General features: G+C 62.9%; 14 protein-coding genes. 10 read left to right on the plus strand and 4 right to left on the minus strand.

Features of this window, described 5'->3' with window-relative positions:
- Positions 1-23 precede the first annotated feature (23 nt).
- The 5 genes from glgX to M1E02_RS06180 all read left to right on the plus strand — a co-directional run bounded on the left by glgX (position 24) and on the right by M1E02_RS06180 (position 8,836).
- Positions 24-2,279: a glycogen debranching protein GlgX gene (gene glgX, locus M1E02_RS06160; protein WP_479377226.1), complete on the plus strand. Its 2,256-nt coding sequence runs from the start codon at positions 24-26 to the stop codon at positions 2,277-2,279.
- A complete protein-coding gene (treY, locus tag M1E02_RS06165) occupies positions 2,276-4,612 on the plus strand; it encodes a malto-oligosyltrehalose synthase (RefSeq protein ID WP_479377227.1) in 2,337 nt (778 codons plus the stop codon). Before glgX ends, treY begins: the two co-directional genes overlap by 4 nt.
- Before the next feature lie 40 nt (positions 4,613-4,652).
- The gene (gene treZ, locus M1E02_RS06170) at positions 4,653-6,404 is read left to right on the plus strand and encodes a malto-oligosyltrehalose trehalohydrolase (protein ID WP_479377228.1); all 1,752 of its coding nucleotides are present in this window, start codon (positions 4,653-4,655) and stop codon (positions 6,402-6,404) included.
- A 54-nt stretch (positions 6,405-6,458) separates the two neighbouring features.
- Positions 6,459-7,496 carry an L-glyceraldehyde 3-phosphate reductase gene (gene mgrA / locus M1E02_RS06175; protein WP_479377229.1) on the plus strand — a complete coding sequence of 346 codons (1,038 nt, stop codon included), beginning with the start codon at positions 6,459-6,461 and terminating at the stop codon, positions 7,494-7,496.
- Between the two features lie 254 nt (positions 7,497-7,750).
- Entirely contained in the window at positions 7,751-8,836 is a 1,086-nt protein-coding gene (locus M1E02_RS06180) for an inositol-3-phosphate synthase (protein WP_479377230.1), read from the plus strand.
- Positions 8,837-8,965: 129 nt separating this feature from the next.
- Here the strand turns inward: M1E02_RS06180 and M1E02_RS06185 are convergent, their stop codons facing one another.
- From M1E02_RS06185 to mshA, 3 genes are all read right to left on the minus strand, one after another.
- Positions 8,966-9,922 (minus strand): endonuclease domain-containing protein, encoded by a 957-nt coding sequence (locus M1E02_RS06185; protein ID WP_479377231.1) that lies wholly within the window; start codon positions 9,920-9,922, stop codon positions 8,966-8,968.
- A gap of 190 nt (positions 9,923-10,112) precedes the next feature.
- Positions 10,113-11,795 carry a formate--tetrahydrofolate ligase gene (locus M1E02_RS06190; protein ID WP_479377232.1) on the minus strand — a complete coding sequence of 561 codons (1,683 nt, stop codon included), beginning with the start codon at positions 11,793-11,795 and terminating at the stop codon, positions 10,113-10,115.
- 33 nt (positions 11,796-11,828) lie between these two features.
- Positions 11,829-13,097, minus strand: coding sequence for a D-inositol-3-phosphate glycosyltransferase (gene mshA, locus M1E02_RS06195; RefSeq protein WP_479377233.1), 1,269 nt, complete (start codon positions 13,095-13,097; stop codon positions 11,829-11,831).
- Positions 13,098-13,289: 192 nt separating this feature from the next.
- Here mshA and M1E02_RS06200 point away from each other — a divergent pair, with 192 nt between their 5' ends.
- Positions 13,290-13,724 (plus strand): N-acetyltransferase family protein, encoded by a 435-nt coding sequence (locus M1E02_RS06200; RefSeq protein ID WP_479378079.1) that lies wholly within the window; start codon positions 13,290-13,292, stop codon positions 13,722-13,724.
- A gap of 23 nt (positions 13,725-13,747) precedes the next feature.
- Here M1E02_RS06200 and M1E02_RS06205 read toward each other — a convergent pair whose 3' ends face one another.
- Positions 13,748-15,166, minus strand: coding sequence for a family 4 glycosyl hydrolase (locus M1E02_RS06205; RefSeq protein ID WP_479377234.1), 1,419 nt, complete (start codon positions 15,164-15,166; stop codon positions 13,748-13,750).
- Positions 15,167-15,225: 59 nt separating this feature from the next.
- Between M1E02_RS06205 and M1E02_RS06210 the strand changes: the two genes are divergently transcribed.
- The 4 genes from M1E02_RS06210 (at position 15,226) to tsaB (ending at position 18,918) form a co-directional block, all read left to right on the plus strand.
- Positions 15,226-16,317 carry a carbohydrate kinase family protein gene (locus M1E02_RS06210; RefSeq protein ID WP_479377235.1) on the plus strand — a complete coding sequence of 364 codons (1,092 nt, stop codon included), beginning with the start codon at positions 15,226-15,228 and terminating at the stop codon, positions 16,315-16,317.
- Positions 16,318-16,388: 71 nt separating this feature from the next.
- Positions 16,389-17,591, plus strand: a complete 1,203-nt coding sequence (alr, locus tag M1E02_RS06215; protein ID WP_479377236.1) for an alanine racemase — start codon at positions 16,389-16,391, stop codon at positions 17,589-17,591.
- A gap of 83 nt (positions 17,592-17,674) precedes the next feature.
- Positions 17,675-18,247 carry a tRNA (adenosine(37)-N6)-threonylcarbamoyltransferase complex ATPase subunit type 1 TsaE gene (tsaE, locus tag M1E02_RS06220; protein WP_479378080.1) on the plus strand — a complete coding sequence of 191 codons (573 nt, stop codon included), beginning with the start codon at positions 17,675-17,677 and terminating at the stop codon, positions 18,245-18,247.
- The gene (gene tsaB, locus M1E02_RS06225) at positions 18,247-18,918 is read left to right on the plus strand and encodes a tRNA (adenosine(37)-N6)-threonylcarbamoyltransferase complex dimerization subunit type 1 TsaB (RefSeq protein ID WP_479377237.1); all 672 of its coding nucleotides are present in this window, start codon (positions 18,247-18,249) and stop codon (positions 18,916-18,918) included. Before tsaE ends, tsaB begins: the two co-directional genes overlap by 1 nt.
- Positions 18,919-18,921 lie beyond the last annotated feature (3 nt).

Genomic DNA, 18,921 nt, shown 5'->3' on the forward strand with positions numbered 1-18,921 from the left:
TGTTGGACAACTGAGGAGTATTGATGGAAATCTGGCCCGGATCGGCTTACCCACTGGGAGCCACCTTCGACGGCACAGGAACCAACTTCGCACTGTTCAGCGAACGAGCGGAAAAAGTGGAGCTCTGCCTTTTCGACGAGGATCGGGTGGAAACCCGCTTCGAGTTGCAGGAAGTGGACGGGTACGTCTGGCACGGTTACGTCCCGCAGGTCCAGCCTGGCCAGAAGTACGGTTACAGGGTCCACGGGCCGTACGACCCCGCATCCGGGCTGCGGTTCAACGCCAATAAACTGCTTTTGGACCCTTATGCCAAGGCAGTCCATGGACAGGTGGACTGGGACCCCTCGCTGTTCTCCTACAACATGGGCGACCCCGACTCGAGAAATGATGCCGATTCCAGCCGGCACATGATGCTCGGCGTTGTCATCAACCCCTACTTCGACTGGGACGGCGACCACAACCTCCGGATTCCGTACCACAAGTCAGTGATCTACGAGGCCCACGTAAAAGGCCTCACGCAGCTCCACCCGGAGATTCCCGAGGAGCAGCGGGGCACCTACGCAGGTGTGGCGCACCCGTCGGTTATCGCCCACCTGCAGAAACTCGGAGTCACCGCGATTGAACTGATGCCGGTGCACCAGTTCGTCAATGACGGCATCCTGCAGGACAAAGGCCTCAATAACTACTGGGGCTACAACACCATCGGCTTCTTCGCCCCGCACAACATGTACAGTTCCACCGGTGACACCGGCCAGCAGGTGCAGGACTTCAAGGCGATGGTCCGCACCCTGCACCGTGCCGGGATCGAAGTCATCCTGGACGTGGTCTACAACCACACCGCCGAAGGCAACCACCTGGGCCCCACGCTGTCCTTCAAAGGCATCGACAACCCCGCCTACTACCGCCTCATGGAAGGCGATCAGAAGCACTACATGGACTACACAGGGACCGGTAACTCCCTCAACGTCCGCCACCCGCATTCCCTGCAGTTGCTTATGGACTCGCTGCGCTACTGGGTCACCGAGATGCACGTTGACGGCTTCCGTTTCGATCTCGCCTCCACCCTGGCCCGCGAGTTTTACGACGTCGATAAACTCTCCACGTTCTTCGAACTGATCCAGCAGGACCCTGTCGTCTCCCAGGTGAAGCTCATTGCCGAGCCCTGGGACGTTGGGCCGGGTGGCTACCAGGTGGGCAACTTCCCGCCGCAATGGACAGAGTGGAACGGCAAATATCGCGATACCGTGCGCGACTTCTGGCGCGGAGAACCATCCACCCTGGGCGAATTCGCTTCGCGGCTCACCGGTTCAGCTGACCTGTACGAGCACTCAGGCAGGCGTCCGGTGGCCTCCATCAACTTCGTCACCGCCCACGACGGCTTCACGTTGTCCGACCTCGTTTCCTACAACGAGAAGCACAACGAGGCCAACGGCGAGGGAAACAACGACGGCGAATCCCACAACCGCTCCTGGAACTGTGGCGCTGAAGGGCCCACGGATGATCCGAAGGTCCTGGCGCTGCGGGCACGCCAGCAGCGCAACTTCATCGCTTCACTGCTGTTATCCCAGGGCGTTCCCATGCTGCTCCACGGTGATGAACTGGGCAGGACTCAGCGAGGGAACAACAACGGCTACTGCCAGGATTCCGAGCTGACCTGGATCAATTGGGACAATGTTGACCAACCCCTGGTGGAATTCACGGCAGCTGTCAATTCCCTGCGGGCGAAACACCCCACATTCCGGCGCAGCAAGTTCTTTGACGGCCGGCCAGTACGCCGAGGTGAAGGCGAGCGGCTGCCTGACATCGTATGGCTGGACGTCGATGGTTCCACCATGCAGCCCGAGGACTGGGAGGCCGGTCTGGGCCGCTCAGTGGGCATGTTCCTCAACGGCGACGGCATCCAGGGCAAGGATATGAGAGGCCGCCGGATCACCGACGTCAACTTTGTCCTCTACTTCAACGCCCAGGACGAAGAAGTGAAGTTCAAACTGCCGTCCGATGAGTACGCGCCGGCCTGGGACATCATCATCGATACCGCCGGACACAATGCCGACACCGAACCCGTCATGGCTGGCGGCAGTCTCCCGGTAGACGCCAAATCCCTGGTGGTACTCCGGGCGCACAGCACTCCCGAAGTGGAGCCGGATCACTCGGTGGCCGCTTCCCTGGCCGCGTTGTCGCAGACTGCCACGCCCGAGTCGGCGGCTTTGACATCCCCGGCGTCACCCGAGCCCAAACACACCAGGAAGATAGGGCAGGCTGAGGAGGCAGGCTCATGAAAACCCCTGTCTCGACGTACAGGCTGCAGATCCGCCCGGACTTCACCCTGCACGACGCCGTAGAAATCGTGGACTACCTCCATGCCCTGGGCGTTGACTGGCTCTACCTGTCCCCGCTGCTAACTGCCGAAAAGGGATCAGGCCACGGCTACGACGTCACCGACCCGAGCGCTGTGGACCCGGACCGTGGCGGCCCCGAAGGGCTCGCAGCCGTGTCCCAGGCTGCCCGCGCCGTCGGCATGGGAGTGCTTGTGGACATCGTTCCCAACCATGTCGGCGTCGCCTCTCCCCACCAGAACCCATGGTGGTGGTCCCTTCTGAAGGAAGGGCGGCAGTCGAAATACGCGGAGGCGTTCGACGTCGACTGGGACTTTGGAGGCGGCCGCGTCCGCGTTCCGGTACTCGGGAGCGATGAGGACGTCGAACACCTGGAGATCCGGGATGGCGAACTCCGTTACTACGACCACCGTTTTCCCTTGGCAGAGGGGACATACGCTCCGGGCGACAACCCCTGCGACGTCCACGACCGGCAGCACTACGAGCTGATCGCTTGGCGCCGGGCGGACGACGAGCTGAACTATCGCCGGTTCTTCGCCATCAATTCACTGGCTGGAGTCCGGGTGGAAATCCCGGAGGTCTTTGACGAAGCCCATGCTGAGGTTGCGCGCTGGTTCAAAGAAGGCCTGGTTGACGGACTGCGCATCGATCACCCCGATGGACTTGCGGATCCGGGCGGGTATCTCCGCAGGTTGAAGGAACTCACCGGCGGCGCATACGTCCTGGCCGAGAAGATCCTGGAGCCGGGGGAGGAGATGCCGCCGGAATTCCAGTGCGAAGGTACCACGGGGTACGACGCCCTGGCCGACGTCGACCGGGTTTTCGTGGACCCCAAGGGTGAGGCGCCCCTGACGCGGCTTGATGCCCGCCTGCGTGGCGGCAAGAAGTCGAGCGACTACGCCGAAATGATCCATGGCACTAAGCGCGCTATCGCGGACGGGATGTTGCATTCCGAAATCCTGAGGCTCGTCAGGCTGCTGCCTGAGGATCTGGGGCTCACTGCCACTGAATCTGCCGACGCCCTGGCGGAGATTATTGCCGCCTTCCCCGTCTACCGCACCTACCTGCCGCATGGCGCAGAGGTGCTCAAGGAAGCCTGCGAAGCTGCCATGGATGCCAGGCCTGATCTGTCCGATGCCATTGCTGGAATCCTGCCGCTGCTCAATGACGCCGACGCGGAACTTGGACGACGGTTCCAGCAAACGTCCGGAATGGTGATGGCCAAGGGCGTCGAGGACACGGCTTTCTACCGCTATACGCGGCTGGGGACACTCACCGAAGTTGGCGCCGACCCCACGGAATTCGCCCTCAGCCCGCAGGAATTCCACGAACGGATGGCCCGCCGCCAGGAGCGGCTGCCACTCTCAATGACCACGCTGACCACTCATGACACCAAACGCAGCGAGGATACCCGGGCACGTATCTCCGTCATTTCCGAAATGGCCCCTGAATGGACGGCGGCCCTGGCGCGGCTGCGCGAACTGGCCCCGCTGCCGGACGGACCCCTCGCGGCGCTGTTGTGGCAGGCAATCACCGGGTCTTGGCCTGCTGATCGTGCCAGGCTCCGTGGATATGCGGAAAAAGCTGCACGCGAAGCCGGGAACTCCACCAGCTGGACTGACCCTGATAAGGAGTTCGAGCAGAAACTCCTGGCCGCTGTGGATGCCGTTTTTGACGACCCCGATGTCCGCACTGAATTGACGGCTCTTGTGGCACGGATTGACCCCCATGGGGCGTCGAATTCGTTGTCCGCCAAACTAGTCCAACTCACCATGCCTGGAGTGCCGGACGTCTATCAGGGCACAGAGTTCTGGGACCGCTCCCTGGCAGATCCGGACAACCGCCGGGCCGTGGATTTCGAGCACAGACGAAACACCCTGGCTGAACTGGATGACGGTCAGCTTCCGGCGGTCTTCCGGGCAGAGGCCTGCAAGCTGCTGGTGACTTCACGCGCCCTGAGGTTGCGCCGGGACCGGCCCGAACTTTTCAGGGGTTACCAGCCGGTGGAAGCCGTAGGCCCAGCAGCTGAGCATCTCCTCGCCTTCAGCCGCGCTGACAGTACGGAACCCGCCACGGCAGGGGCGTTGACCTTGGCTACGAGGCTCCCCTACGGGCTGGAACGCAAAGGCGGATGGCGGGAGACCGCCGTCGCGCTTAACACTGAAATGCAGGACGAGCTCACCGGGACCATCTTTGGCCCCGGTCCCGTGGAGGTGGCGGAAATCCTGCGGGTTTACCCGGTGGCGCTGCTCACCCCTATCAGCGAAAACGGCTAGCCAGCCTCCCAATCCACCCACTGAACGGAGAACCACCCGAATGACTCTTCCAGTGACCGGAAGCGAACGCTTCGACATTTGGGCTCCCGAGCCTGAATCCGTCACCCTGCTGGCGGGCGGCCAAAAATACCCCATGACACGGCGCGACGACGGCTGGTGGACTGCCGCGGACGCCCCGGCGGAGGGCGAGGCGGATTACGGCTACCTCGTCAATGACGAAGCCATCCCCCTTCCGGATCCTCGCTCACGCAGGCAGCCTGAGGGCGTGCACTCGTTGTCCCGCACCTACGATCCGACGGCCTATGAATGGCAGGACCGCGGCTGGAAAGGCCGGGAGCTGCAGGGCGCCGTCATCTACGAGCTGCATCTGGGGACCTTCACCCCTGAAGGGACCTTGGACGCCGCTGCCCAGCGCCTCGATTACCTGTCCGGGCTCGGCGTCGACTTTGTGGAGCTGCTACCGGTCAACGCCTTCAACGGCACTCACAACTGGGGTTACGACGGCGTGCTCTGGTACGCGGTGCACGAGGGCTATGGCGGGCCGGCGGCTTACCAGCGTTTTGTGGATGCCGCCCACGCGGCCGGGATGGGAGTCATCCAGGATGTGGTCTACAACCACCTGGGCCCCAGCGGCAACTACCTGCCCAGATTCGGGCCGTATGTCACGTCCGGAAAGGGCAACACATGGGGCGATTCCGTCAACCTTGATGGTCCGGACTCGGACCAGGTGCGGACATATATCCTCGAGAACGCTGCAATGTGGTTGCGTGACTATCACGTCGATGGGCTGCGTCTCGATGCCGTTCACGCGCTGAAGGACGAGCGAGCCCTTCCCATCCTCGAGGAATTTGGGGCTTTGGCCGCGGCCGTCTCCGTTGAAACTGGCAGGCCGGTCACCATGATCGCCGAGTCAGACCTCAACAACCCCCGCCTGCTCTATCCGCGGGAACTCAACGGGTACGGGCTCACTGGCCAGTGGAGCGATGACTTCCACCACGCAGCCCACGTAAACCTCACGGGCGAGACCACCGGTTACTACGGCGACTTCGATTCCCTGGCCGCGCTGGTAAAGGTACTGACAAGCGGGTTTTTCCACGACGGAAGCTATTCAAGTTTCCGCGGCCGACACCACGGCCGGCCCATCAACTCCAACCTCGTACATCCTTCGGCCTTGGTTGTGTGCACCCAGAACCATGACCAGATCGGCAACCGGGCTGTTGGTGACAGGCTCTCGCAGTCGCTTTCCTACGGTCAGCTGGCCCTGGCCGCTGTTCTGTCCCTGACCTCCCCGTTCACCCCCATGCTGTTCATGGGGGAGGAATACGGTGCCACAACCCCCTGGCAGTTCTTCACCTCGCATCCAGAACCCGAGCTTGGGAAGGCTACTGCGGAGGGGCGCATCAAGGAGTTCGAGAGGATGGGCTGGGACCCTGCTCTGGTTCCGGATCCTCAGGACCCGGCCACGTTCACGCGGTCCAAACTCAACTGGCAAGAGGCCGCAGAGGGGGACCACGCGCGACTGTTGGAGCTCTACCGGTCACTGACTGCTCTCCGGAAGTCCTTGCCCGATCTTGTTGCTCCCGGCTTGGAGGAGACGCAGGTGGAGTTCAACGAAGAGGACGGGTGGCTCCGGTTGGAACGCGGCGCCGTTCACGTCGTCTTCAATTTCTCCAGCGGGGACTGCAGGCTCAATACGGAAGCCGAGACTATCCGTTTGGCCACCGACGACGCCGTCTGGCTGGAGTCCGGAAAGCTGGAATTGCCGGGGCACAGCGCGGCGATACTGATCTGACCGAATGTTGGACGCCAGCCCCGGGATGGTCTCGTGGCTGGCAGGATGGTAAGTATGACTTATTCCGCTGCGGAAGACCGCTACGAATCCATGCCGTACCGCCGCGTTGGACGCAGCGGCCTCAAACTTCCGGCCATCTCTTTGGGCCTGTGGCACAACTTTGGCGATGACAAGCGCTTCGACGAACAGCGTGCCATTCTTCGCCGGGCCTTTGACCTGGGCGTGAACCATTTCGACTTGGCCAACAACTATGGCCCGCCGGACGGAACGGCTGAAACCAACTTTGGCCGGCACCTGCAGGACGATTTCAAGCCTTACCGCGATGAGCTGATCATCTCGACAAAGGCCGGCTACTTCATGTGGCCCGGCCCTTACGGCGAGTGGGGCTCCCGCAAATACCTGCTGTCCAGCCTGGACCAATCCTTGCAGCGCATGGGCCTGGACTACGTGGATATCTTCTACAGTCACCGTCCCGATCCCGAAACGCCGATGGAAGAGACCATGGGTGCATTGGACTATGCAGTGCGCTCAGGAAAAGCCTTGTACGCGGGTATTTCCTCCTACACCCCGGAACAGACCATTCAGGCCGCGGCCATCCTTAAGGAACTCGGCACGCCCTTGCTGATCCACCAGCCCAGCTACTCGATGCTGAACCGCTGGACTGAGAACGGCACACCAAACCTGTACGAGGCTCTGGAACAGGTGGGCGCAGGCTCCATCGCCTTCTCGCCGTTGGCGCAGGGCCAGCTGACGGACCGCTACCTCAATGGCATCCCCGCTGACTCGCGAGCAGCCAAGGAACGCTTCCTCTCCGGGGCGGCGATCACCGAAGACAAATTGGATCGCATCCGCGGGCTAAACGGCCTCGCTGCCGAGAGAGGCCAGACCCTCGCCCAAATGGCCGTCGCCTGGATTCTCCGTGACCAGCCGAAGGGAACTCCTGTCACCTCAGCTCTCATCGGTGCTTCCAGTGTCAGGCAGCTTGAAGACACGCTGTCCGCCATCAACAACCTCGGCTTTACGGAGGAGGAGCTGGCAGCGATTGACCAGTTCGCCGTCGAATCTGACATTAGCGCGGCTCTGAAGGCGTAACCAGTACCGGGGCAGTACGTCTCGGAGCTGAGTGGCTCGCTTGCCAGTTGAGACACTGTTGCCTCCCATCCTGCGGGATGGGAGGCAACAGTTGTCTGTAACACAGGCGGCATTGCCGGGGCCGCAAGGAGCGAAGCGACGGCACCATTGGATAGACTGCAAGGGCGCCGCATGGCGTTGTGCCCATCAGCCGCCGTTCCGCATCAGGGCAGGACCGGCGCAGGGTGCGTGACGTTTGTTCTCAAAGGAGTTCCGTGTCTTCAAATCCCATTCGTGTTGCAATCGTCGGTGTAGGCAACTGCGCCGCGTCACTGGTCCAGGGTGTTCAGTACTATCGGGATGCCGACCCCCAGACGACGATTCCGGGTCTGATGCACGTGGAGTTCGGAAAGTACCACGTCAATGATGTTCAGTTCGTGGCTGCTTTCGACGTCGATGGCAAGAAGGTCGGCGTCGACCTTGCTGACGCGATCCTGGCCAGCGAGAACAACACCATCAAGATCGCAGACGTGCCGCCCTCAGGCGTGACCGTACAGCGCGGCCCCACTCTTGACGGGCTCGGCAAGTACTATCTCGAGACTATCGAGCAGTCGCCGGCAGAGCCCGTGGACGTTGTCCAGGCACTGAAGGACGCCAAAGTGGACGTTATGGTCTGCTACCTGCCGGTCGGGTCGCAGGAAGCCGCTGAGTTCTACGCCCAGTGCGCCATCGACGCCGGAGTGGGCTTCGTCAACGCCCTCCCCGTCTTCATTGCCGGCACTAAGGCATGGGCTGAGAAGTTTGCGGCAGCCGGCGTGCCGATCGTGGGCGACGACATCAAGAGCCAGATCGGTGCCACCATCACCCACCGCGTGATGGCCAAGCTCTTCGAAGACCGCGGCGTTACCCTGGACCGCACCTACCAGCTGAACGTCGGCGGCAACATGGATTTCAAAAACATGCTGGAACGGGACCGCCTGGAATCCAAGAAGATTTCCAAGACCCAGGCCGTGACCTCCAACGTTGAGGCCGAACTTGCTGCCAAGGACGTGCACATTGGCCCGTCGGACTACGTCCAGTGGCTCGACGACCGTAAATGGGCTTTCGTGCGCCTCGAGGGACGTAACTTCGGAGATGCCCCTGTCTCGCTGGAGTACAAGCTGGAGGTTTGGGACTCGCCGAACTCTGCCGGCGTCATCATCGATGCCATCCGCGCCGCAAAAATTGGCTTGGACCGTGGTATCGGCGGCCCGCTTCTCTCCGCTTCGAGCTACTTCATGAAGTCTCCTCCGGAACAGTTCAACGATGACCTCGCCCGTGAAAAGGTGGAGGCCTTCATCCGCGGAGACCTCGAGCGCTAAGCCTAAACGCTCCCTCACGTTTCGCGGGTTTTTCGCTGGCGCTCCCTCACCTTTCGCAGGTGGGGGAGCGTTCGCCGTTCCTCCGACAAACGCTCCCTCACGTTTCGCGGGTTGTTGGGTGACGCTCCCTCACATCGCGTCGACAAATCCGGACGCAGCCGGATGGTCGAGCCGACCGGTGCGCAGTGCCCTGCGGATTTTGACGACGGCTTTCTGGAATCTGTCACTTAGATCGTCTCTATCGAAGATCAGTACGTCCCAGCCAGCGGCTTCGAATGCTCTATCCCGCCGTCTGTCACTCAGTCTCTGTGGCTCCTCAAGGTGATGACCGCCGTCGTACTGGATCGCTAATCGGCGCTGGCGATAGCCGAGGTCGGAAGTAGGCGAGTCCGGGTCCTCCTGCCTTAAAGCCAGCTGAAGCTCAGGTTCCGGTAATCTCGCGTCCAAAATCGCCAGGCGAAGCAGCGTTTCGGGGCCTGAATCGGCCCCCACCCGCATCAACTCCAGGGCTTCCCTGGCGTGCACAACCCCCTGCAGGTTCGGGTGGCGGTTCACGAGAGAGCGCAGACCTTCCAATGTGTCGAACGGCTGGGAGCGCCCTTCAAAATGCAGACGCGGAATTCTGACCAGCTGGTCTCCCATACATACGAGGTCATCAAGGGACACCCTTCTGGCCATGTCCAGCCAGGTTCGGGATGGAGTGCTGATTCGAATCCCGTCTTTCACCTCGATTTCATCGTCCCAAGCGAGGACTGTATGGCCCATGACACCTTTCCGCCGGACCTCGGGAAGTGACCTCGGCTTGCTCAGGTGGAGTTCAGTTGAGTCGGCAAGCCAAGGCGGCAGAATCAAACACTTTATTCGCGCCGCAGTGACGTGGGAGATCCAAGCGCCCGGTGACGCGGCAGACAGGGCTCGCGCCGCTGCCTCCAGGTCAAAGTCCCAGTTCAGAGGGCGGTACAAGCCCCGGCTGATGTGTGCCACATCAGAGTTCCGCAATCTCTTCTCCTTGACGCCCAACTCCAACGCAGATTCAAGAGTGAAGGGCATCGTTCCAAGGTCGCCCGGCAGGTTGGTTTTTTGCATAAGGGAATTGTTACCCCGCCTTGAGCGTTCCGCGCAGAAGTTATCCACAGCCTTGGCAGGGGGCGGCGGGAGGTGAGGGAGGGTTGGGTTTAGGGCGGCGGGAGGTGAGGGAGGGTTGGGTTTAGGGCGGCGGGAGGTGAGGGAGGGTTGGGTTTAGGGCGGCGGGAGGTGAGGGAGGGTTGGGGGCGGGTCAGGTGAGCCCTACCGGGTTGCCGTCGTTGTCGACGTCCATGCGCAGCGCTGCGGGGTCCTTGGGGAGCCCGGGCATTGTCATGACGGCACCGGTGAGGGCAACGATAAAGCCAGCTCCGGTCTTGGGCAGGAGATCGCGCACATGAATGACAAAGCCCTTTGGCGCCCCCATCCGTGAAGCATCATCACTGAAGGAGTACTGGGTCTTGGCCATGCAGACGGGCAGGCCGCTCCAGCCGTTTTTCTCGATCTCCGCCAGCCGCTTGAGGGCCGGTACCGAGAAGTCGACGCTGTCGGCCCCGTACATCTCCTGCACAATGGTGCGGATCTTCTCCTCCACCGACAACTCCAGCGGGTACAGATGCCGGAAAGTGTGCGGAACGTCGAGGGCCGCCGCCACCTTGGCTGCCAGATCGTCACCGCCGTCTCCGCCACCGCCGCGGCCCCATACATCTGCGACGGCGGCCGGCACCCCTTCCTGCGCGCACCAGTCCAGCAACCAGTCGAGTTCCTCGTCCGTGTCCGTCGCGAACTTGTTGACCGCCACCACGGGTGTCAGCCCGAACTTCTCCACATTGTGAACGTGACGCTGGAGATTGGCGACGCCGCCCGCCAACGCCTCAAGGTTCGGTGCAGTCAGGCTCTCCTTGGGTACTCCGCCATGCATTTTCAGTGCCCTGATGGTGGCCACCACCACCACTGCTGACGGGGCCACATCACCTACCCTGGCCTTGATATCCATAAACTTTTCAGCCCCGAGGTCGGCGCCGAAACCTGCCTCGGTAACAACGATGTCGGCGAGGCGCCGGGCAGTCTGGGTGGCAATCAGTGAGTTGCAGCCATGGGCAATGTTGGCGAACGGGCCGCCGTGGACCATGGCAGGAGTACCGGCGATGGTTTGCACCAGGTTGGGCTTGATGGCTTCCTTGAGGAGCAGGGTGAGCACGCCTTGAACCCCGAGATCGGCCACGGTCACAGGCTGGCGCTCATAGGTGTATCCAAAAGTGATCCGGCCCAGGCGTTCCCTCAAATCCGTCAGGTCCGTGGCGAGGCAGAAGACGGCCATGATTTCCGAGGCCACCGTAATGTCGAATCCGTCCTGCCGCGGAACGCCCTGGACCGGGCCGCCAAGTCCAATCACCACTTCGCGCAGCGAGCGGTCATTCATGTCCAGCACCCGCTTGAACGTCATCCTGCGGGGATCGATGTTCAGTTCGTTGCCCTGGAAGATGTGGTTGTCCACCAGCGCCATCAACGCGTTATTCGCCGAGGTGATGGCATGGAAGTCGCCAGTGAAATGCAGGTTGATCTCGTCCATCGGCAGGACCTGGGAGTATCCGCCGCCGGTAGCCCCACCCTTCATCCCCAGGACCGGTCCCAGCGACGGTTCGCGCAGGGCAATCATCACTTTGTGGCCGGCGCGTGCCAGGGAGTCCGCCAAACCCACTGTGGTGGTGGACTTTCCTTCACCCGCTGGAGTGGGCGACATCGCCGAGACCAACACCACCTTCCCGCGCGCTTCAGAGGCAGCAAGCCGGGATGGATCAATCTTGGCTTTATACCGGCCATAGGCCTCGACCGCTTCGTCGTTGATCCCCGCCGCTGCCGCAATCTCCCCGATAGGGCGCATGGTCGCGTGCCGGGCGATCTCGAGATCGCTCATCACCTTTTTCTCAGACATCGTCGTCCTTCGGCTAGGAGTGGCTAGGAGTGGCTAGGATGTGGCTCGGCCCGCCGGGACCTGCTGGTGTCCAAGATACTGCTCGACGGCGGCGTGGTAGCTCTCCAGCGTAATGGCCGCAGTGCGTTGCCAGCCGAAGCTTTCAGCATGCAGCGCTGCCGCCCGCCCCATATCCTCACGGGTGGTGGGGTCGTCGTAGAGAGCTTCAAGGACGTCGGCCCAGTCTGCAGGGCTGTGACCCTCAACAAGCAGTCCGGTCCTGCCATGAAAGACAGCCCGGGAGAGACCGCCCACTTTCGTTGCCACCACGGGCGTTCCGCAGGCCTGGGCTTCCAGCGCCACCAGCCCAAAGGACTCGCTGTACGACGGCATCACCACGACGTCGGCGGAGCGGTACCACCCGGCGAGGTCCATTGCGTTGACCGGCGGACGGTGCGTGACGACGTCGTCCATTCCTGCCGCCTTGATGAGGGCCTTCAGGTCAAAGTCCTTTGACCCGCTCAATGACCCGAGTATGGTCAGCCGCAAATCGATGTCCGGACGCCGGGTCCGCAAAAGCGTGGCCGCCTTCAGTAGAATCTGTGGACCCTTGAGCCTTTGGATGCGGCCGGCGAACAGCAGATGGAAGGTGTCGGGATGCACGCCGTGCTCCTTGCGGGAACGGCTCCGGAACGCCGGGGTAAAGACAGTCAGATCGACGCCGGGCGGGGCAACATCGATGCGGTCAAAATCGGCGTTGTAGTGGGAGACCAGCTCAGAAGCTTCGTGGGCGGTGTTGGCAATCAGCCGGGTGGCGCCGTCGACAATGCGGTGTTCGCCGTCCTCGCGGCGCCTCGGCTCAGGCTTTTCCCCGGAATGCAGGAGCAGGTTCTTGACCTTGGCCATGGTGTGCATGGTGTGCACCAAAGGGACATTCCACAACTGGGAGAGCTCCAGGCCAGCCACTCCCGACACCCAGTAGTGGGAGTGGATGATGTCGTAACGGCCGTGCGGCTGGCGCTCGCGAATCCGTTCGATTTCGGCGACCATGCTGTGCAGCAATTCGGGAAGATCCTCTTTGGGGAGCTTGCGCGGCGGGCCGGAAATCACGTTGTGGACGCAGACACCCGGATCGGGATGTTCGACGGCGGGCTGTCGGGCAGAGGTGGATCGGGTGAAGATCTCCACTTCCACACCAGCCGCCGCCAAGGCTGAAGCCAGCGCACGGACGTACACGTTCATGCCGCCGGCGTCCCCGGAGCCGGGCTGTTCCATCGGAGAGGTGTGCAACGACAGGAACGCGACACGCCGAATCAGGGTCACGGCTCTCCTTTCGGCCTTTCCAACAGCACTCGATAAAACACTACTCCTGTACACCGGGCCCAATTGCAGCCTGGACCGGCTGCTAACGTGGCGCGTGTGAGCCGAACACCAGAATCAGCAGAATCAGCAGAATCAGACCCCTTCAGTATCCGCCCCGCAACCCAGGACGACTGGCCCGGAATCTGGACCATTATGGAGCCGATCATCCGCGCAGGTGAGACCTACACCTGGGAGCGTGACACCACCGAGGGAAAGGCGAAGGATGTCTGGTTCAAGCAGCCACCAGGACAGACCTTCGTCGCGGTCCAGGACGGCACCGTAGTAGGAACCGGCGAGCTGCACCCCAACTACGGCGGCGCTGGAAGCCATGTGGCCAATGCCGGTTACATGGTGCATCCGGACCACAGCGGCAAGGGCGTGGCACGGGCCCTTTGCACCTACTCGCTGGAAGCAGCCCGTGAGGCCGGCTTCCGGGCCATGCAGTTCAACGCCGTCGTCGAGAGCAACACGAGGGCGGTGAAAGCCTGGCAGAGCCTCGGGTTCGAGGTACTGGCTACCATCCCCGAAGCCTTTAACCACCCGAAGGACGGCCTGGTGGGGCTTCACGTCATGTTCCGCAAGCTCTAGCGGCGCCCCCTTACGGTACCGCCCTACCGCCAGCCGTCCCGCAAAGCCGGGAAGGCGTTTTCGTAGCCGTTCAGCAACTCCGACGCCAGGCTCTCTGATGCGATCAACGGATGCTCGGCAAACGCGGCGACGGCAGCATCGCGGTCCCCAAGGGTTGCGGCGCGAATGGTCAGTCTTTCTACCTGCTTGATGAGGAGCATCAGGGATAGCTGCGAATCCTGGGGGACGCTCTGCGGTATAGGCTCGGCGCCCTCGGGGCTTACAACACACGGAACCTCGACGACGGCGTCACGTGGGAGGCCGGGAATCGCGGATAACGCTGTGCTTCCGTCGGCAGCGGGCTTGGCGCCGTAAGTGCCGCCGGCGATGTTGGCAGCGTTGGACGTATTCAGGATGAGTTCTGCGTTTCCCGCTCCTGCGAGCGCCCGCATCACGGAGAGCGCGACCCGCTCGTAGCCGCCGCCGTTGAGGTCCTCGGCGTCGCGTTCCTCGCCCTCAGGACGGGCCTCAGCCAGGTACCCTTTTTCGCGTGAGCGGCGGGCTGCGTCCCACAGGGAGTAGGCCTCCGGTCCTGCTGCGGCAAGGCGCGGGTAGAGGTTCCGCTGCTGGCTGTCGATGGATTCGCCTCGGGTACCTTCAGCTGAGCGCATGGCCGCAACGGCCTTGGCAGTGTCGTAGTAGTAGAAGAGGTACTCGTTGGGCAGGCAGCCCAGCTGCGCCAGGAATGGCTGCGGGAAGAGCCTCCCCTCCTCGAAGCCCGCCAATGCCTGAGGGTCCGATAAAAGCTCGGGCAGCAGGTCCCGGCCACCGGACTCCAGCCGGTACAGCCAGCCCAGATGGTTCAACCCGTAGTAGCCCACGCCGTCGAGCTTTCCCTCAGGAAGGGGTGCTCCGGCAGCTTCGGCTGCGCGCCGGACCAGGCCGCTGGCGGAGTCGCAGATGCCGATCACGCGGTTGCCCAGGATAGGCCTCAGAGCCTCCGTAACCATTCCTGCGGGATTGGTGAAATTGATTAGCCAGGCTTCCGGAGCGAGCTGCCGCATCGACTCGGCCAGTTCCAGCATGGCCGGAATGGACCGGAGGGCGTAGGAAATCCCGCCAGCTCCAGTGGTTTCCTGCCCCAAGAGACCCAGCTCAAGTGCGACGCGTTCGTCGGCTACCCGCCCTGCTGTGCCGCCGGGTCTGACCGCAGCGAATACCATGTCCGTGCCGCTCAAGGCTTGAGGCAGAGAGGTGGTGGTACGGATTGTGGGCTGGCCGCCGGAGGCTGAGGATGCTCCGGCCGCCATAGCAGCGAGCACTGCTTCCATTGCTTCCAGCCGTGCAGGGTCGACGTCGTACAGCACCAGTTCCCGGACCAGACCGGAAAAGGGGCCGGAGGCTAATGCACGGTAGACCAGGGGCACACGGAAACCGCCGCCGCCGGCAATCATAAGCCGCATGACCAGCAGTCTATGCCTCCCCCTTTGCAGCTGTAGCGTCACAGCGTAGTCTGCCGGACATGGACGCTATTCCCGCACGACGGTTCGATCCGCTGTCCAGTGTCCGTACCCCTGGGGCAGATGGTTTCGATTTGCTGCTTTCCGGCACGGTTTTTCAGGACATCATTTTCACCGGCTTGCCGCATGCACCGGAGCCAGGCACGGAAGTTTGGAGCGACGGCATGGGAAGCTGCCCGGGCGGCGTTGCCAACCAGGCCATAGCGGCCGCGAGGCTAGGCCTCCGGACAGGGTTGGCCGCGGCCTTCGGGGATGACGGGTACGGGGACTACAACTGGAAAATCCTGGCAGGGCAGGAACACGTGGACCTGTCCCTCTCCCGGCGGATTCCCGGCTGGCATTCGCCGGTCACTGTTTCCCTCGGCGTGCAGGAGGACCGGTCCATGGTCACGCACGGACACCCCGCACCACTGACGTCGTCGGACCTGATTGGACACCCACCGCCCGCCCTTGCCGCCGTCACCGACCTCGCCGAGGAAATGGAGCCCTGGGCCCTCGCAGCCCAGGGAGCCGGCGTCAAGCTGTTCGGGGATGTGGGGTGGGATCCGAGCGGGGCCTGGCTGCCCAGCAGGCTGGACAACCTGAAGTACTTTTACGCCTTTATGCCCAACCAGCGGGAGGCCATGGCGTTCACCGGCAAACGTGATCCTTGGGCAGCACTGTATTCCTTGGCTGACCGGGTTCCTGTTGCGGTGGTGACCCTCGGACCGCAAGGCGCAATGGCCGTGGATTCCGAGACCGGCGAAGAGGAATGGGTGCCGTCCCTGCCGGTACCCGCCCTTGATCCCACCGGCGCCGGTGACTGCTTTGGTGCAGCGTTCGTGGTGGGATGCCTGGCCGGATGGCCACTGGGTAACCGGCTTCGTTTTGCCAACCTCTGCGCTGCGCTGGCCGTACAGCAGGTGGGTGGGTCCCTGGCCGCACCTGGCTGGGGAGACATCGCTGACTGGTGGAAGAAGGCAAACGCGCGGCCCGAGCGGCAAGGGAGTCAGTGGCTGAGGCGGTACAAATTCCTTGAGGAGATCGTCCGGGATGTCCCGCCGGAGGCCCAGCGCCGCGCGACGGCCACCATCGCGCACCTCTCCGACGCCTGACCCAGCCGGCCCGGCGGCCAATTCGGGCAGCCAATTAAGCGACTCGTCCGGCCGCTACTAGAATCACTAGGGTGACTTATCCAGCAGCAGGCGGCCCTGCACCGGCGCCGTATGCTTCCCCCAACGCGAGCGACGAGCGGTCCGCCGTGATCGATCTTGAGGCGATCCGGCACAACGTGAGGCGACTGGTAGCTGTGGCTTCTCCTGCACGGGTCATGGCGGTGGTGAAAGCGGACGCCTACGGCCATGGTGCTGTTCCCGTGGCGAGGGCCGCGCTCGCGGCTGGAGCACAATGGCTGGGAGTTGCGCACGTCTCTGAGGCTTTGGCCCTCCGGGCTGCCGGCATCGACGCGCCAATACTCGCCTGGTTGCACACGCGCGAAACCAACTTCGTTGCAGCTGTTGCTGCCGGAATAGATATCGGCTGCTCAGGCTGGGAGTTGGACAACATCGTGGCCGCAGCCAGGGATCAGGAGCGGCCCGCCAGGGTTCACCTGAAGGTGGACACCGGCCTCGGGCGTAACGGCGCCACCATCGAGTCTTGGGACAAACTTGTGGGCGCAGCCGTCGAATACCAGGACGAGGGCCTGCTGCGGGTGGCTGGAATCTTCTCACACTTGGCCGTGGCGGACGAACCGGAGCGGCCCGAAACTGATGAACAGCTTGCAGCCTTCCGCGATGCCTTGGCCGTCGCCGAGGATGCCGGAGTGGATCCGGAAATAAGGCATCTTGCCAACACCCCCGCCGCGCTGTCCCGTCCCGATACCCACTTCGATCTGGTGCGAGTGGGGCTCGGCGTCTACGGGCTTTCCCCCTTCAGAGGTCAGACTTCGGCGGAGCTGGGGCTCCGGCCCGCCATGACTGTCCGCACCCTGGTGGCACATTGCAAAGACGTGCCGGCCCACCAGGGAGTTTCCTACGGACTTCGGTACCGTACGGAAGATGCCAGCACGCTCGGACTCATCCCGCTGGGTTATGCCGACGGCGTTCCCCGCGTTGCCACGGGAGGCCCTGTCCGCATTGACGGCGTGACGTATCCGGTGGTGGGCACTATCGCCATGGATCAGATGGTGGTGGACTTTGGACCGTTGCATGTAGCGGCGGGCGGGGACAGTCGGCTGGGAAGCGAGGCGGTTCTGTTCGGGGAGGGGAACGACGGCGGTCCCACCGCGGATGATTGGGCGCGTGCAGCCGGAACCATCAACTACGAGATCGTGACAAGAATAAGTCCGCGGGTGCCGCGACGATACATCAACGAAGAGACGACGCCGTGAGCGCTGAACAGGGCCAGCTACCCGAACCGGAACGGCCCGACTCAGCTGAATGGGACTCAGCTCAGTGGGAACAGACGTTCCACGTGGAAACCGCCGAACAGACTCACCAGCTTGCCAGCGCTATGGGCTCGGTTCTCGAGGCGGGGGACCTCCTTGTCCTTACCGGCGAACTCGGGGCCGGGAAGACCACTTTTACGCAAGGACTGGGCGAGGGCCTTGGGGTCCGGGCAGGAATTATTTCCCCCACCTTCGTGCTGGTCCGGATCCATCCCAACCTGCCGGAGGGGCCTCGGCCGGGCGGACCGGACCTGGTACACGTGGATGCGTACCGGCTGGAATCCGCGTCGGAGATAGATGACATCGACCTCGAGAACACGATGGACAACTCCGTGACAGTCGTGGAATGGGGGAGGGAGCGGGTAGAGCACCTGAGTGAGAGCCGGCTTGAGATTGAACTCCATCGCCGGCTTGGCTCCGCGGGACTTCCCCGTGACAGCAGCTCACCGGAGAGTCCCCGTCCGGCTGACGCGGAACCCGGTGTCCTCGATTTCGCTCCGGAGGACGACGACGAACCACGAACCATAGTGATCCGTGGGTTTGGGCCACGGTGGACCCGGCAACCGTCGTGGCCGGGCACCGCGGAAGGAATCTCCTGATGCTGATCCTTGCCATTGACACCTCGGCTGTGGCCAGTGCCGCCCTGGTTTCCGATGTTGCCATGGAAGGCGTGGTGGGCAACTTCTCCACCGAAGACACGCGAAGCCACGCCGAGGTTCTGGCGCCAGGCATTAACCGGATGCTTGCCGACGCAGGCATTACCGGCTCTGATATTGACGCCATCGTCACCGGCGTGGGACCAGGGCCGTTTACGGGGCTGCGTTCCGGTATCGCCACGGCGCGGACCCTGGCTTTCGTCTGGCAAAAGCCGCTTTACGGGATGATGAGCCTGGATGCGGTGGCCCTGGAGGTGGCTGAATCAACTGAGGCTGCCCCGGAGTTCATCGTGGCCACCGATGCCCGGCGCAAAGAGGTGTATTGGGCCCGCTACACGCTGGAACAAGGGCAATTGCCCCAACTCGTGGACGGTCCCCACGTAGGCTTCGCGGCGGACGTTCCTGATCTCCCCGCCTATGGCGCCGGAGCCGGGCTGTACCCGGACGCCCTCCGGGCCAATGCTGACTTCAGCTCGGAGCAACCGGATGCACTCTTTCTGGGGCAATTTGCCCTTGCCCGTTTGGCTGCAGGCGGGCAACTGCAGGATTCCACGCCGCTTTACCTGCGCGAGTCCGATGCCCAGGTCCCGGGCCCCCGGAAGCGTGCGTTATGAGTG

The organism is Arthrobacter sp. Z5-13, from assembly GCF_056499105.1.